The organism is Streptomyces sp. NBC_00344 (assembly GCF_036088315.1).
Classification (GTDB): Bacteria; Actinomycetota; Actinomycetes; order Streptomycetales; family Streptomycetaceae; genus Streptomyces.
The window spans coordinates 4,794,663-4,809,277 of record NZ_CP107996.1 but is presented as its reverse complement, the minus strand read 5'-3'; the positions used below and the strand labels follow the sequence as shown (position 1 = coordinate 4,809,277).

15 protein-coding genes are annotated in these 14,615 nt (G+C 69.3%); 6 read left to right on the top strand and 9 right to left on the bottom strand.

From position 1 onward, the window contains the following. Positions 1-29 precede the first annotated feature (29 nt). Positions 30-431 carry a VOC family protein gene (locus OHS16_RS21625; protein WP_328538881.1) on the top strand — a complete coding sequence of 134 codons (402 nt, stop codon included), beginning with the start codon at positions 30-32 and terminating at the stop codon, positions 429-431. 10 nt (positions 432-441) lie between these two features. On the opposite strand, the gene OHS16_RS21620 is transcribed toward OHS16_RS21625, so the two are convergent. Both OHS16_RS21620 and leuA read right to left on the bottom strand, forming a co-directional pair. Then, positions 442-1,137, bottom strand: coding sequence for a TerB family tellurite resistance protein (locus tag OHS16_RS21620; RefSeq protein ID WP_328538880.1), 696 nt, complete (start codon positions 1,135-1,137; stop codon positions 442-444). A gap of 246 nt (positions 1,138-1,383) precedes the next feature. Beyond that, positions 1,384-3,141 carry a 2-isopropylmalate synthase gene (gene leuA / locus OHS16_RS21615; protein ID WP_328538879.1) on the bottom strand — a complete coding sequence of 586 codons (1,758 nt, stop codon included), beginning with the start codon at positions 3,139-3,141 and terminating at the stop codon, positions 1,384-1,386. Positions 3,142-3,438: 297 nt separating this feature from the next. Between leuA and OHS16_RS21610 the strand changes: the two genes are divergently transcribed. Continuing rightward, complete coding sequence (locus OHS16_RS21610) at positions 3,439-4,479, top strand: M4 family metallopeptidase (RefSeq protein ID WP_328538878.1); 1,041 nt, start codon at positions 3,439-3,441, stop codon at positions 4,477-4,479. 27 nt (positions 4,480-4,506) lie between these two features. Beyond that, positions 4,507-4,773 (top strand): protealysin inhibitor emfourin, encoded by a 267-nt coding sequence (locus tag OHS16_RS21605; RefSeq protein ID WP_328538877.1) that lies wholly within the window; start codon positions 4,507-4,509, stop codon positions 4,771-4,773. A gap of 69 nt (positions 4,774-4,842) precedes the next feature. Here the strand turns inward: OHS16_RS21605 and era are convergent, their stop codons facing one another. Then, positions 4,843-5,793: a GTPase Era gene (gene era, locus OHS16_RS21600; RefSeq protein WP_328538876.1), complete on the bottom strand. Its 951-nt coding sequence runs from the start codon at positions 5,791-5,793 to the stop codon at positions 4,843-4,845. Positions 5,794-5,950: 157 nt separating this feature from the next. On the opposite strand from era, the gene OHS16_RS21595 reads away from it, so the two are divergent. Together OHS16_RS21595 and OHS16_RS21590 are read left to right on the top strand one after the other, a co-directional pair. After that, on the top strand, positions 5,951-7,273 hold the full coding sequence (locus OHS16_RS21595; protein WP_443042661.1) for an ammonium transporter: 1,323 nt from the start codon (positions 5,951-5,953) through the stop codon (positions 7,271-7,273). Continuing rightward, positions 7,270-7,608, top strand: a complete 339-nt coding sequence (locus OHS16_RS21590) for a P-II family nitrogen regulator (RefSeq protein WP_328538875.1) — start codon at positions 7,270-7,272, stop codon at positions 7,606-7,608. The genes OHS16_RS21595 and OHS16_RS21590 overlap by 4 nt, the downstream gene beginning before the upstream one ends. A gap of 212 nt (positions 7,609-7,820) precedes the next feature. On the opposite strand, the gene OHS16_RS21585 is transcribed toward OHS16_RS21590, so the two are convergent. Together OHS16_RS21585 and OHS16_RS21580 are read right to left on the bottom strand one after the other, a co-directional pair. Next, the gene (locus OHS16_RS21585) at positions 7,821-8,174 is read right to left on the bottom strand and encodes a cytidine deaminase (protein ID WP_328538874.1); all 354 of its coding nucleotides are present in this window, start codon (positions 8,172-8,174) and stop codon (positions 7,821-7,823) included. Between the two features lie 37 nt (positions 8,175-8,211). After that, positions 8,212-9,117 carry a helix-turn-helix transcriptional regulator gene (locus OHS16_RS21580; protein ID WP_328538873.1) on the bottom strand — a complete coding sequence of 302 codons (906 nt, stop codon included), beginning with the start codon at positions 9,115-9,117 and terminating at the stop codon, positions 8,212-8,214. 84 nt (positions 9,118-9,201) lie between these two features. Here OHS16_RS21580 and OHS16_RS21575 point away from each other — a divergent pair, with 84 nt between their 5' ends. Then, on the top strand, positions 9,202-10,668 hold the full coding sequence (locus OHS16_RS21575; RefSeq protein ID WP_443042660.1) for an MFS transporter: 1,467 nt from the start codon (positions 9,202-9,204) through the stop codon (positions 10,666-10,668). 132 nt (positions 10,669-10,800) lie between these two features. Here the strand turns inward: OHS16_RS21575 and OHS16_RS21570 are convergent, their stop codons facing one another. The 4 genes from OHS16_RS21570 to ybeY form a co-directional block, all read right to left on the bottom strand. Further along, positions 10,801-12,039: a PP2C family protein-serine/threonine phosphatase gene (locus OHS16_RS21570; protein ID WP_328538871.1), complete on the bottom strand. Its 1,239-nt coding sequence runs from the start codon at positions 12,037-12,039 to the stop codon at positions 10,801-10,803. Between the two features lie 437 nt (positions 12,040-12,476). Continuing rightward, complete coding sequence (locus OHS16_RS21565) at positions 12,477-12,830, bottom strand: MmcQ/YjbR family DNA-binding protein (RefSeq protein WP_328538870.1); 354 nt, start codon at positions 12,828-12,830, stop codon at positions 12,477-12,479. After that, positions 12,827-14,116 carry a hemolysin family protein gene (locus OHS16_RS21560; RefSeq protein ID WP_328538869.1) on the bottom strand — a complete coding sequence of 430 codons (1,290 nt, stop codon included), beginning with the start codon at positions 14,114-14,116 and terminating at the stop codon, positions 12,827-12,829. The genes OHS16_RS21565 and OHS16_RS21560 overlap by 4 nt, the downstream gene beginning before the upstream one ends. Beyond that, positions 14,113-14,610, bottom strand: coding sequence for an rRNA maturation RNase YbeY (gene ybeY, locus OHS16_RS21555; protein ID WP_328538868.1), 498 nt, complete (start codon positions 14,608-14,610; stop codon positions 14,113-14,115). Before ybeY ends, OHS16_RS21560 begins: the two co-directional genes overlap by 4 nt. Positions 14,611-14,615: the final 5 nt, after the last annotated feature.

The following is a 14,615-nucleotide window of genomic DNA, read 5'->3' as shown; positions in this document are numbered from 1 at the left end:
AGCGGGCGGAGCAACTACACTCCCGCCCCATGATCGATTCCAGCACCCGGGTGCGCGTCGCGCGGCCGTCGGGGGATCTCGCCGCCGCCGAGCGTTTCTACGTCGAAGGGCTCGGGCTGGAGGTCATCTGGCGCACCGGCGCGCACGTGTCCGGCGAACACGATCTGCTGATGGTCGGCCCACCCGGGGGCAGCTGGCACTTCGAGCTCACCCACGACCCCGAGGATCCTTTGGTCCCGGCACCCACCGTGGACGACCTGTTCGTGGTGTACCTGGGGGAGCCGGTCGCCGAGGACCTGGTGCACCGGCTGATCGAGACGGGCGGCACCCGCGTCACCTCGCACAATCCCTACTGGGACACGCACGGGGTGACCGTGGTGGATCCGGACGGCTACCGGCTGGTCCTCTGCTCGCGCACCTGGGACTTCTGAGCCTGACGGTTCAGGACGGCATCCGGGCCGCCGCCGTCAGCAGGCGTGAGGTGTCCTGGGCGCAGAGCTGCAGCGCCCCGCCGACGGTGGCCAGCACCTCTCGTTCCGCCGGGCTGTACGGCCCGTCCGCCAGAGCGATACGGGCGCCCTGGAGGAGAATCGATTCGCGGCCCGCCGGGGCGAGGTGCGGAGCCAACGGCTGCAGGGCCTCGTGCAGTTCGATGGTCAGCGCCGCGCCGCACGGCTCGGCGTCGGTGACGAAGCGGCCCGTGTCGGCGGCGAGGGCGTCGACCAGTGCGGTCAGCTGCTCCTCGGTGCATTCGTCGAACCCGGCGGCCCTGACCGTGGCGACCGCGGTCTCGGTGACGGTGTGGGACGAAGCTCCGCCTGCGGTGAGCACGGCGAGCGTGACGGTGTGCACGGCGTCGCGCAGCATGGCGGAGAAGCGGGTGGTGGTGGGGTGGTCGAGCGCCTCGGTGGTGAACCGGGTCTCGCAGGCGGCGCATTCGATCACCGGCCCGGTGCGGCCGCGTGCCAGCAGCGGGAGGCCCAGGACGGTGAGACGGCGACGTCCGGTGCGCCGGAGGTAGTTGCGGTCCCCTCCGCAGTCCGCGCAGAAGAACTCGCCGTCGCCGACGGTCTCCCAGGAGGTGCGGACGGCCCAGATGATCGACTTCTTGCCGCTTCGTCCTCGGCTTGGCAGCACGGTTCACCTCCGTAACCCCTCGGCAACGTTGCCGCGTGGACGTGATGTTAGCCACATTGATGATGTGACGTCAGCCCCTGGCCGGAGAAGACTCGGCCCCGGCCACCGCCCGAGGTGGCAGGGGCCGGGAAAAGTGCCAGGTCAGAAGGGAATTACGGGGTCAGGATCAGCCGGAGCATGTAATCGGTCACGTACGTGCGGTGATGACCGTGATCACGACCCCGGTCCGGGGCCGTGATCGCGCGGTCAGCGGGCGGCCCGGTTGACCGCGGAGACGACCGCCTTCAGCGAGGCGCGCGTGGTGTTGGCGTCGATGCCGATACCCCACATCACCTTTCCGTCGATCGCGCACTCGATGTAGGAGGCGGCCAGCGCGCTGGCACCCTCGCTCATCGTGTGCTCCTGGTAGTCCAGCAGCCGCGCGTCCACACCGGTCGCCGACAGCGCGGCGAAGAAGGCGGAGATCGGACCGTTGCCCGTGCCGGTCAGCGCGGTCTCCACACCGTCGACGACCGCCTCGACCGTCAGGGTGTCCCTGCCGTCCGTGTCGGTGGTCGTCTGTCCGGAGCGCAGCTGGATACGGCCCCACCGGGTTCCCGAGTCGCCGGGGCTCGGCAGATACTCGTCCTGGAAGATCGACCAGATGTCCTGCGGGGTGACCTCGCCGCCCTCGGCGTCGGTCTTCGCCTGAATGATCTTGGAGAACTCGATCTGCATGCGACGCGGCAGGTCCAGCTTGTGGTCGTTCTTCAGGACGTAGGCGATTCCGCCCTTGCCGGACTGCGAGTTGACCCGGATGACAGCCTCGTAGGAGCGGCCCACGTCCTTGGGGTCGATCGGCAGGTAGGGGACGGCCCATTCGATGTCGTCGACCGTGCGGCCCTGAGCCCCGGCTTCGGCCTCCATCGCGTCGAAGCCCTTCTTGATGGCGTCCTGGTGGGAGCCGGAGAAGGACGTGTAGACCAGATCGCCCGCGTAGGGGTGGCGGGGGTGGATCTCCATCTGATTGCAGTACTCGGCGGTCCTGCGCACATCGTCGATCTGCGAGAAGTCGATCTGCGGGTCGACGCCCTGGCTGAACAGATTCATGCCCAGCGTCACCAGGTCGACATTGCCGGTGCGTTCGCCCTGCCCGAACAGGCAGCCCTCGATACGGTCGGCGCCCGCCATGATGGCCAGTTCGGCGGCGGCGACGGCCGTGCCGCGGTCGTTGTGCGGGTGGACGGACAGGCAGACGTACTCGCGACGGGACAGGTTGCGCGACATCCACTCGAAGCGGTCCGCGTGCGTGGACGGTGTGGAACGCTCCACGGTGGCAGGCAGGTTGAGGATGATCTCGCGGCCGGCCTCGGGCTGCCATACGTCCATGACGGCTTCACAGACCTCCAGCGCGAAGTCCAGCTCGGTGTCGGTGAAGATCTCCGGGCTGTACTGGTAGCCGAAGGTCGTCTCGGGGCCCAGGATCTTCTCGGCGTACTCGACCACCAGACGGGTGCCGTCCACGGCGATCTGCTTGATGTCGTCCTTGGAGCCGCGGAAGACCACCCGGCGGAAGGTCGGCGCCGTGGCGTTGTAGAGGTGAACACTCGCCCGGTGCGCGCCGCGCAGCGACTCGACGGTCCGCTCGATCAGGTCCTCACGGGCCTGGGTCAGGACGGAGATCGTCACGTCCTCGGGGATCGCGCCCTCTTCCTCGATGATGGAGCGCACGAAGTTGAAGTCGGTGTCGCCGGATGCGGGGAAACCGACCTCGATCTCCTTGTAGCCCATCCTCACCAGCAGGTCGAACATCTCGCGCTTACGGGCCGGCGACATGGGGTCGATCAGGGCCTGGTTGCCGTCACGCAGGTCGGTGGACAGCCACCGCGGCGCCTTGGTGATCCGGCTGTCGGGCCAGGTGCGGTCCGGGATCTCCACTGCCTCGTACGGGCGGTACTTGTGGACCGGCATCCCGGACGGCTGCTGGGTCTGGGTGGCATTGGTGATCGGCGTCGGATTCGACATCTGCGCAGGGCTCCTCGGGTGTCCAGCGGTGGGACGGCCGACTGTGTCGCTGCAGCACCAGACTCCGCGGGGAGGGGGTCGGCCTACGACTACAGGCCCTCGCCGCGGCAGCTAAGGAGAAGCAGCCCGAAACGCATGATGAACGGCAGCCTAGCCCAGCGGTGCCCGGAATGCCGCCGCCGTATCAGTATGCGGGATGCACAGCAGGTAACGGCCAAACGATGACCCATCACTCGTTTTCGGCAATTCAGGTAGCAACCAGTGACAGAGCGACGACACAGTGCCACATTGCACACCATGAACGCGCATCCTGTCTTCTGCACGATCGTGCCGCCCCACATCCTCGACAAGCTGGCCCGCGCCGACGATCCGGCGCTCGCCGAACCGGCCCGCCGCACCCTGCGCGCCGACTCCGCCCACCGCACCCGCCGGCTGACCGCGACCCTCGCCGCACCCGGCACCCCCCGTGACACTCCCCGGCGCACCGTCTACGACGCCCGGCACCGCACCACGCTGCCCGGCCACAAGGTGCGCGGCGAGGGTGACGACGCCGGAAAGGACGCGACCGTCAACCGCGCGTACGCCGGGCTCGGCGCCACCTTCGAGCTCTACCTGAAGGCCTTCGGACGGCACTCGATCGACGACAACGGCCTGCCGCTCGACGCGAGCGTCCACTACGACGAGAAGTACAACAACGCCTTCTGGGACGGCACGCAGATGGTCTTCGGGGACGGCGACGGCGAGATCTTTCTCGACTTCACCATCCCGGTGGACGTCATCGGCCACGAACTCACCCACGGGGTCACCCAGTACACCGCGAATCTCACCTACTCCGGTCAGTCCGGCGCGCTCAACGAGTCGGTTTCGGACGTCTTCGGGTCCCTCATCAAGCAGTACGCCCTGGGACAGACCGCGGACCAGGCGGACTGGCTGATCGGCGCCGGGCTGCTGGCGTCCGGCGTCTCCGGGGTCGCGCTGCGCTCGATGAAGGCCCCGGGGACCGCGTACGACGACGACGTGCTCGGCAAGGACCCGCAGCCGGCGACGATGAGCGGCTACGTCACCACTGACGACGACAACGGCGGTGTCCACCTCAACTCGGGCATCCCCAACCATGCCTTCTACCTGCTGGCCCGGGAGCTCGGCGGCAAGGCGTGGGAGCGGGCGGGGCACGTCTGGTACGACACGCTGACCGGCGGCGATCTGCCCGCCGAAGCGAGCTTCTCGGACTTCGCCCGGCTGACCGTGGCCGCCGCGACGGCCCGCTTCGGCGGCGGCGCGGAGCAGGAAGCGGTCGTGAAGGCGTGGTCGCAGGTCGGTGTCCCGACAGGCGCGTAGCAAACCGACGACGGGTAGAAGGTTCCCATGCGTATCGAGGTAAGCCGCACGGGAGGATTCGCCGGTATCGCGCGGCGGGCAGAGGTGGACACCTCTGCCCGGCCCGACGCGGACGAGTGGCACGTCCTGGCCGAACAGGCGCTCACCACCGGCCAGGACGCGCCACCCGCCGGGGTACCGGACGGCTTCCACTACCGGATCACGGTGGACGGCCGGACGGTCCACTGCGCGGATCCGCACCTCAGCGACGCGCAGCGGGCACTGATCTCGCGGGTGCTGAAAGAAGGTGCCTGAGCCCACGACGCCCGTGCCGGGCGGGCGCCCGTGCCCGGCACGGGCCGCCGTTCGCGTCCGGCTGCGGACTCAGAAGCCCAGCTTGCGCAACTGCTTCGGGTCGCGCTGCCAGTCCTTGGCGACCTTGACATGCAGGTCGAGGAAGACCGGCGTGCCCAGCAGGGCCTCGATCTGCTTGCGGGACTTCATGCCGACATCCTTCAGGCGGGCGCCCTTGGGGCCGATGATGATGCCCTTCTGGCTGGGCCGCTCGATGTAGACGTTCGCGTGGATGTCGAGCAGCGGCCGGTCCGCCGGGCGGTTCTCCCGCGGCAGCATCTCCTCGACCACAACGGCGATGGAGTGCGGCAGTTCGTCCCTCACGCCCTCCAGCGCGGCCTCCCGGATCAGCTCCGCGACCATCACCATTTCGGGCTCGTCGGTGAGGTCGCCCTCCGGGTAGAGGGGCGGGCTGAGCGGGAGCAGCGGCGCGATGAGGTCGGCCAGCAGCGACACCTGCTTGTCGCCGACGGCGGAGACCGGGATGATCTCGGCCCATTCGAAGCCGAGCTCCGCGGCGAGCTGATCGATCGCGATGAGCTGCTCGGCGAGCTGCTTGCCGTCGACCAGGTCGGTCTTGGTGATGACCGCGATCTTCGGCGTCTTTTTGATTCCGGCGAGCTCCTTGGCGATGAACTTGTCACCGGGGCCGAGCTTCTGGTCGGCGGGCACGCAGAAGCCGATGACGTCGACCTCGGCCCAGGTCGTGCGGACGACGTCGTTGAGGCGCTCACCGAGCAGGGTGCGCGGCTTGTGCAGCCCCGGTGTGTCCACCAGGATCAGCTGCGCGTCGGGGCGGTGCACGATGCCGCGCACCGTGTGGCGTGTGGTCTGCGGACGGCTGGAGGTGATGGCCACCTTCTTGCCGACGAGAGCGTTCGTAAGAGTGGACTTGCCCGCATTGGGGCGGCCGACGAAGCAGGCGAAACCGGCCCGGTGGGAGGCTTCGGAAGACTGGGTGTGAACGCTCATGGCGCCCATTCTCCCCGATCGGCCGGGACCCGCCGACCAGACGGCCCGCAGTGAGTTCCCGGTAACCCGCCCGCAACACGAAATCTGGACGAAACATGCGTGCAGCCACCCGGAAACGCGGAGCGGCGACCCTCTATCGGACCGTACTGGGAGAGGTGACCCCCCTGTGACGCATGCAACGGCTGCGACACCCCTGACCACCCTGGCGGCCGGTATCGACACCGGCGACACCGCCTGGCTGCTCGCCGCGACCGCGCTGGTGCTGCTGATGACGCCGGGCCTCGCGCTGTTCTACGGCGGCATGGTCCGCACCAAGAGCGTGCTGAACATGCTGATGATGAGCTTCGTCTCTATCGCGCTGGTGACCGTGGTGTGGCTGGTGGCCGGCTACTCGCTCGTCTTCGGCGGCGACGCCTTCGCCGGACTGATCGGTGGCCTCAGCCACCTCGGTATGGCCGGAATCGGCCCCTCCGACGTCCAGGGCACCGTCCCGACGCTGCTGTTCGCGACGTTCCAGCTCACTTTCGCGATCATCACGGCCGCGCTGATCAGCGGGGCGATCGCGGACCGGGCGCGGTTCGGAGCCTGGCTGATCTTCGTCCCGGTGTGGACGCTGCTCGTATACATTCCCGTCGCGCACTGGGTGTGGGGGCCCGGCGGCTGGATCGCGGCGGATCTCAAGGCGCTGGACTTCGCCGGCGGGATGCCGGTCGAGATCTGCTCCGGAGCCTCCGGGCTCGCCCTGTGTCTGGTGCTCGGGCCACGGCTCGGCTTCAAGAAGGACGCCATGCGGCCGCACAACATGCCGATGGTGGTGATGGGCGCCGGGCTGCTCTGGTTCGGCTGGTTCGGCTTCAACGCGGGCTCCGCGCTCGGCGCCAACGGCCTGGCGGCCGCGGCCTTCCTCAACACGCTAGCCGCGGGCTGCACCGGCCTGCTGGGCTGGCTCTTCGTCGAGCAGCGCAGGGACGGCCACCCGACCACGCTGGGGGCGGCATCGGGCGCGGTGGCCGGCCTGGTGGCGATCACTCCGTCCTGCGGCTCGGTCGGGCTGATCGGGGCACTGGTGGTCGGACTCGTCGCCGGGGTGCTCTGCTCGTACGCCGTCGGATGGAAGTTCAGGCTCAACTACGACGACTCGCTCGATGTCGTCGGGGTGCACCTGGTCGGGGGCATCGTCGGCACGATACTCATCGGTCTCTTCGCGACCTCCGCCATGACCGGCGGCGCCGAAGGACTGCTGTACGGGGGCGGTTTCGGCCAGCTCGGCCGGCAGGCGGTCGGCGTGGTGGCCGTCGGGGTGTACGCCTTCGCCGTGACCTACGGCATCGGCAAGGCGATCGACCGGCTGGCCGGCTTCCGGGTGGAGGAGGAGCACGAGTATCAGGGCCTGGATCTGACGGTGCACGCCGAGAGCGCCTACGATCACGGCGTGCTGGGACACGGTGCCCCGCTCTCCGCCTCCGCAACGCAGAAGGTCAAGCCATGAAGCTGGTCACCGCAGTCGTCAAGCCGCACAAGCTGGACGAGGTGAAAACCGCCCTCCAGGAACTCGGAGTCAACGGACTCACCGTCACCGAGGCAAGCGGTTACGGGCGCCAGCGCGGGCACACCGAGGTCTACCGGGGCGCCGAGTACCGGATCGACCTCGTGCCGAAGGTCCGTATCGAGGTCGTGGTCGACGACGCCGAGGCCGACGCGGTCATCGACGCCGTGGTGGATGCGGCGCACACCGGGAAGATCGGGGACGGCAAGGTCTGGGCCGTGCCGGTGGAGACGATGGTCCGGGTCCGGACGGGTGAGCGCGGCCGCGACGCGCTCTGAGACGGGTCCACCGGCGGTCCACGAGCCTGTTGTCCGCAGGGCCCGTTGTCCCAGAGGCCCGTTGTTCCTGGGCCCTCGCTGTTCCAAGGGCCCGCTGCCGGGCCGGCCTGCCGATGACCGGGCCGTGAAGACAACGGCCGCCGCATGGCTGAGGGCGGTGCGCGGCGATCGGCCGCGCACCGCCCTCAGCCATCAGCACGTACGACCGGTGGTCAGCCCGCGGTCACCGTGGACCGCAGAGTGCCGTCGGGGCCCGCGAGCAGGACCGGTGTCTCCGGGCCGCCCAGGTCCCTCACCGCGGCGCGGTCCTCGTCCGCCGCCTCGGCGGCCTCACCGACCACGGCTGCCGCCTCCAGGGACTGCGCACCGCTCGCCACCGCCATCGCGACGGCGGTGCGAAGCGCGGAGAGCTTCAGCGATTCGAGGGCCACGGTGCCCGCGACATAGGTGCGCCCGGTCTCGTCCCGTACGGCGGCGCCCTCGGGCACCCCGTTGCGTGCCCGGGCGCTGCGCGCCAAGGTGATGATCTTGCGGTCCTCTGCGTCGAGGTCGGTGTTGTCGCTCATGCGCCGAGCATAGGGCGGGCCGGCCGGCCGATGACGGTCAGCCTGCGACCGGATACATCGACCCTCTGCGGCCCTCCGGCGAGGCCAGCCACTGGAGCCTCGACTCCGTGCCGGTGTCGGGCAGCGGCGTGTGCAGCACGATCGCCAGGTCCGGGCGGGCGGGCACTCTCAGCTGAGTGGACTCCACATGCAGCGTGCCGACCACCGGGTGCTCCAGCTGCTTCTGGATCTGGCCGCCCGGTGCGATGTCCCGGCGTTCCCACAACTCGGCGAATTCGGGGCTGAGTTCCTTTGCCTCGTCAACCACGGCCTGGAAGCCCTCGTCGTCCGGGCACTCCGAACAGGCGGACCGGAACTGCGCGACCACCTGGTGGGCGATGGCTTCCCACTGGCGGTTGCGGGACCGGTAGACGGGATCGGTGAAGAAGGCGATCAGGCAGTTCTGCACGATGTCGGGGCGCATGGCCAGCACCATCGCCGCCGCGTCGTTGTAGAGGACCGTGTTCCAGTACCGGTCCATGATGTGCGCGGGGAAGGGCATCCAGGCGTCGATCAGCCGCTGCAGCCCGTCGCACATGTTCACGTCCGCCGGGTCGACCTCGGCCGGGGGCGGGTTGAGACCTGCCAGCACATACAGATGACGGCGCTCGACGCTGCTCAGCCTCAGTACCCGTCCCACCGAGTCGAGCACCTGCGGCGACACGGTGATGTCCCGGCCCTGTTCGAGCCACTGGTACCAGGAGACCCCGACGCCGGCGAGGACGGCGACCTCCTCACGGCGCAGCCCCGGGGTGCGGCGCCGGGCTCCGCCGTCCGGCAGTCCGGCCTCGGCCGGGGTGATCCGGGCGCGCCGGCTCATCAGGAACTCCCTGAGCTCACTGAGCCGGTGTGGTTTGGTGCCGGGCCTGAACCCCTCCGGCTTGATCTCCGTCGGACTCGCCACGCCATCCCCCTGTACGGCTGCCTGGTGGTGCGGCCACCAGCATAAGTTGCCGCTCCCCACGATTGCTCCCGAAGCACGAGGCTCATGGGCATGGCGACAGACACCGCATCAACCCGCATCACGACCCCCGACCCCGCCCCGCACACCGCTCCCGAGCGGCTCTCCAGCCGGGCCAGGCTCGTTCTGTTCGTGCTGTGCGCCGCCCAGTTCATGGTGGCGCTCGACTTCTCCGTACTGAACGTGGCACTGCCGGCCCTCGGCAGGGATCTCGGCATGAGCCAGGCAGGCCTGCAATGGGCCGTCACCGCCTTCGCCCTGCCGTCCGGTGGCTTCCTGCTCCTCTTCGGCCGGATCGCCGACCTGTTCGGACGGCGCAGGCTGTTCCTCGGCGGACTCGCGGTCTTCGGCGCCGCCTCACTGATCGCCACCTGCGCCTGGAACCAGGAGGCCTTCCTGGCCGGGCGGGCGCTGCAGGGGCTCGGCGCCGCGGTCATCGTGCCGACCGGGATGTCCCTGCTGACCACCACCTTCCCCGAAGGCCCGCTGCGTGACCGGGCGCTGGGAATCAGCGGCACGCTGCTCTCGCTGGGCTTCACCGCCGGCATGGTGCTGGGCGGCGTGCTGACCGACACGCTGGGCTGGCGGTCCACCATGGGGCTGCTCGGCGCGGCGTCGGTCATCGTGCTGGCGCTGGCGCCGGGACTGCTGACCGAGTCGCTCCCCCACGGCCGCAAGGGCATGGGAGGTGCCCCCGTCCCCGAGCGGCCGCGTCTCGACGTGCCGGGTGCCGTCGCCGTCACCGGTGGTCTGCTCGCTCTGATCTACGCCCTGTCGACGGCGGCGCAGAGCGGCTTCGGCCACGCGGACGTCCTCGTCACTCTGGTCCTCGGTGTCGTCCTGCTGGCTGCCTTCGTGGTCATCGAGTCCCGCTCCGCCGTCCCGCTGGTGTCGCTGCCGATGCTGAAGCGGCGCACGGTCGCGTGGGGCAACCTGGGCGGCCTTGTCACCTTCTCGATGATGTCGACCGTCATCTTCGTGCTGACCCTGTACTTCCAGGAGGTGCTGAACCTCTCCAGCCTCGAAACGGGACTGATCTTCGGCGTCCAGGGCGTGGCTTCGGCCTTCGCCGGTGCCTTCGCCCCCAAGGTCATCGGCAGGTTCGGCGCACACCGGGTGCTGGTCGGCTCCCTGCTCGTGCAGGGCCTGTTCATCGGCTCGATGGCCGGCATCGGCGCCCACTCGGGTGTCTGGCTCGCGACGATCGGCGTCTCGACCGCCAGCATGGCTCACCTGGGCGCGATCATCTCGTACGGACTGACCGTCACATCAGGTGTCCCGGACGACGAACAGGGCCTGGCCACCGGCCTGGTCACCACCACGCAGCAGGTCGGCATCACCATCGGTATTCCGCTGCTGGGTGTACTGGCCACCACCCAGTCCACCCTCTTCGGTGGGGTGCGGACGGTGCTCGGTATCGACGCGGCGATCGTGATCGGAGCCGCACTGCTGGTCGCTGCCGGCCTGGGAACGCGCGGAGAGAACCGCAGTTGACGAGGGCGAGCGGGGCCACAGGCCGTATCCGGTGCACACCGGATACGGCCTCAGGCCGTTCGTCGCCCCGCCCGGAGCGACGGTCCCCGCCCCCGCTGGCGCTGACTCAGGACCGGCACTCCGCGGCCCTGGTCACGGCCGCGGCTTCGTGCGGCCGCCTGAGGCTTGCTGAGTGTCCGCGCCGGAGCTGACGTGTCGCTCGGTCTCCCGGGGGCCGTGCCAGTCCAGGCACATCACGGTGGCATCATCGTCGAGCCGGCCGCCGGCGGCCTCCAGGACTGCGGACGTCAGCGCCAGTGAGGTCTCCCGCGGGTGCAGGTCCCGGGTGCGCTCCAGCAGGGCGGGCAGATCGACCTTCTCCGCATGACGTTCGAGCATGCCGTCGGTGAACATGAGCAGACGGTCGCCCGGGCGCAGATCGAGGTCCTGAATGCGATAGGGGTGGGGCGCGGGCAAGGCCAGCCCGAAGGGATGGTCCACCTCGCAGGTGATCGCCTCCACAGCCCCCTCGCGCATGCGCAGCGGCCAGGGGTGGCCGGCGTTGACGAGCTGGGCCTGCCCGGTGTCGAGGTTGATGCGCAGCAGCTGTCCGGTGGCGTGACCGCGGCCGTGGTCGGCCAGGGCCTGGTCGGCTCGGCGGGCTTGCTCGGCCAGGTCGGCTCCTGCGCGGCGGGCGCCGCGCAGGGCGCCCACCAAGACCGTGGCGGCCAGGGCGGCGTCGATGTGATGTCCCATGGGGTCGGTCACCGACAGGTGCAGGGTGCCGCGGTCCATGGCGTAGTCGAAGGTGTCGCCGCTGAGGTCTTCGGAGGGCTCCAGGCTCCCGCACAGCGTGAACTGTGCGGCCTCGCACGAGAGCGACAGGGGCAGCAGCTGGTACTGGATTTCTGCAGCCAGGGTGGGAGGCCTGGAGCGTTTGCCCCAGGTGTAGAGGTCGGTGAAGCGCCCGTTGGCGATCACGATGTAGGCCAGGATGTGGGCGGCTTCCCCGATCTCGTCGAGGACGTCCGCTCCGACTTCGGTCGGCAGGAGCAATTCCAGCAGACCGATGGCGTCCCCCCGGTTGGTGACCGGAACGATCACACGCTGTTCCTGGCCGATCGCCTCCTGATACAGCCGCTGGGTACGGATCACATGCTCGTAGACAGTGCCGAACAGGGGGATCCGCTCCGTTTCGCGCCCGCCGTCCACGGCGCCGGCTGTGGACAGCCGCGCCACAGCCTTTCCTGTCAGGTCCACGATGAGGAAAGAGACCTTCGTCGCCTTGAAACGCAACCGCAGATCCTCTGCGACCACGTCGACGGCCTCCACGGGCGCTGCCGTCTCCGCTGCCGTCAGCAACCGGGCGAGTTCGCTGTGCCCACGACGCACGACCCGCTCCCTTCCCCACCCCTTCCCCACCAGTCTGGGGACCCTCACGGTGGCCGTCAATCTGTGGCAGCCACGGTGGGGAACGCGGTCACTCCATGCGTTCGCAGAAATGCGCAGTCGGAGAGATCACGGTCCTCCGCCGGAACCGGTCCGGCCTTCCCTGATCTTCACGCCCGCGACCTGCGCACCCGGGGCGGCGCTGTCCCGCAGATCGCCCGCGAGCTCGTCATTCCCTCGGGCAGGAACAAGCGGGTGGGAACAAGGGGCGAGCACCCCTCGGCCGCCACCGTCCACCGCCTCCTCGCCGGAGACGACAACGCCGACGAGTGAGCCGGGGCGCCACTCAGGGCTTCAAGATCACCTCATCGCCCCTTTGCCGCGCACCTCGGTCGGACCCCGGCAGCGGGCCCGGAACAGGTGCGGCCGGGGCCGGGGGGTCAGGGCCGGTCGAGGCGAAGCCGTTCGGCCTTCGGCAGCCCCGCCACCACCAGGTCGTACGAGTCCTCGATGAGTTCACGGACCAGCCGGTCGGGCACCTGGCCGACCGTCACCGTGTTCCAGTGGCGCTTGTTGAGATGCCAGCCGGGAACGATCGCCCGGTGGGCGGCGCGCAACCGCACCGCCTCGTCCGGATCGCACTTGAGGGAGACCGTGAGGGGGTCGCCGTCCAGATGGGTCAGCGCGAAGACCTTGCCGCACACCTTGAACACCGAGACCTCGGGGTTGAAAGGGAATTCCTCGGTGGCGGCGTTGAACTCCAGGCAGAAGGATCTGAGTTCCTGCGGTGTCACTCCGCTGTCTCCTCTGCCGGAACCGGCTCGGCCAGCACGGTGACGATCTTGTTGCGGCGGCCGGCCGGGGACTCGGCGGTGAGCCGCAGCCGCCGTCCGTCCGGAAGATCGACCACCGCGGACGCCCCGGCGATCGGGACCCTGCCCAGCGCCTTGGCCAGCAGGCCGCCCACCGTCTCCACGTCCTCGTCGTCGAACTCGTCGAGGCCGTAGAGCTCACCCAGATCGTCGATGTCCAACCGGGCGGTGACCCGGAAGCGCCCCTCGCCCAGCTCCTCGACCTGGGGCAGCTCACGGTCGTACTCGTCGGTGATCTCGCCGACGATCTCCTCGAGAATGTCCTCGATGGTGACGATGCCCGCGGTGCCGCCGTACTCGTCGATGACGACGGCGACGTGGTTGCGGTCCTGCTGCATCTCACGCAGCAGATCCCCGGCGTTCTTGGTGTCGGGCACGAACACCGCCGAGCGCATGGCGGTGGAGACCAGATCGCTCTCCGCTTCCCGGCTGATGTGTGTCTTCCTGACCAGGTCCTTGAGATAGACGATGCCGACGATGTCGTCCTCGTTCTCACCGGTCACCGGGATCCTGGAGAAGCCCGAACGCAGCGCCAGAGTGGTGGCCTGACGGATCGTCTTGGAGCGTTCGATGCAGACCAGGTCGGTGCGCGGGACCATCACCTCGCGTACGAGAGTGTCGCCCAGCTCGAAGACGGAGTGCACCATCCGGCGCTCGTCGTCCTCGATGAGGGACTCCTGCTCGGCAAGATCGACCATCGCGCGCAGTTCGGCCTCGGAGGCGAACGGCCCCTTCCGGAAGCCCTTTCCGGGAGTGAGCGCGTTGCCGATGAGGATCAGCAACTGCGGCACCGGGCCCATCACCCGGGCAAGCGGCAGCAGCACATAGGCCGCCGCCGTCGCGGTGTTGAGCGGGTGCTGGCGGCCGATGGTGCGCGGCGAGACACCCACCGCGACATAGCTGACGAGGACCATCACACCGATGGCCAGGGCCAGGGCCTGCCAGGTCTCGGTGATCTCCCGCAGACAGACATAGGTGACCAGGGAGCCGGCGGCCATCTCGCAGGCGACCCGGACCAGCAGCGCCAGGTTGAGATAGCGGGTCGGGTCGGCGGCGATCTGCGCCAGCTTCTCGCTGCCGCGCCGCCCGGAGCGGGCGGCCTCGGCGGCGCGGAAGGTCGACGTACGGGCGATGCCCGCCTCGGCGCTCGCCGCCAGCCAGGCGATGACGACCAGGGCGACCGCGCCGACGATCAGCTGTGCGCTCATGAAACGGTCGGCGCCGGGGAAGGACCTGTCAGCCCCTTCTCCGTCCGCCAGCCGTCGACGATGGCTGCCTGGAGACCGAACATCTCGGCCTTCTCGTCGGGCTCCTCGTGGTCGTATCCGAGCAGATGCAGCACTCCGTGGACGGTGAGGAGCTGGAGCTCCTCGTCCATGGAGTGCTGGGTCGGGGCTTCCTCGCCCTGCTGCTTGGCGACCTCGGGACAGAGCACGATGTCACCGAGGAGCCCCTGCGGGGGCTCCTCGTCGTCCTTGGCCGGCGGACGCAGCTCGTCCATCGGGAAGGACATCACATCGGTCGGACCCGGCAGGTCCATCCACTGGATGTGCAGCTGCTCCATGGCGGCGGTGTCCACCACGATCACCGAGAGCTCGGAGAGCGGGTGGATCCGCATCCGGGCGAGGGCATGGCGGGCGATGTCGAGGATCGCCTGCTCGTCGACCTCGGTTCCGGACTCGTTGTTGACGTCGATCGACATGGTGC

Excerpts from the sequence above, each read along its gene's own strand:
- OHS16_RS21625 (WP_328538881.1), top strand. The coding sequence starts at position 30 with ATGATCGATTCCAGCACCCGGGTGCGCGTCGCGCGGCCGTCGGGGGAT.
- leuA (WP_328538879.1), bottom strand. The coding sequence starts at position 3,141 with ATGTCGAATCCGACGCCGATCACCAATGCCACCCAGACCCAGCAGCCG.
- OHS16_RS21610 (WP_328538878.1), top strand. The coding sequence starts at position 3,439 with ATGAACGCGCATCCTGTCTTCTGCACGATCGTGCCGCCCCACATCCTC.
- OHS16_RS21605 (WP_328538877.1), top strand. The coding sequence starts at position 4,507 with ATGCGTATCGAGGTAAGCCGCACGGGAGGATTCGCCGGTATCGCGCGG.
- era (WP_328538876.1), bottom strand. The coding sequence starts at position 5,793 with ATGGGCGCCATGAGCGTTCACACCCAGTCTTCCGAAGCCTCCCACCGG.
- OHS16_RS21590 (WP_328538875.1), top strand. The coding sequence starts at position 7,270 with ATGAAGCTGGTCACCGCAGTCGTCAAGCCGCACAAGCTGGACGAGGTG.
- OHS16_RS21585 (WP_328538874.1), bottom strand. The coding sequence starts at position 8,174 with ATGAGCGACAACACCGACCTCGACGCAGAGGACCGCAAGATCATCACC.
- OHS16_RS21575 (WP_443042660.1), top strand. The coding sequence starts at position 9,202 with ATGGGCATGGCGACAGACACCGCATCAACCCGCATCACGACCCCCGAC.
- OHS16_RS21560 (WP_328538869.1), bottom strand. The coding sequence starts at position 14,116 with ATGAGCGCACAGCTGATCGTCGGCGCGGTCGCCCTGGTCGTCATCGCC.
- ybeY (WP_328538868.1), bottom strand. The coding sequence starts at position 14,610 with ATGTCGATCGACGTCAACAACGAGTCCGGAACCGAGGTCGACGAGCAG.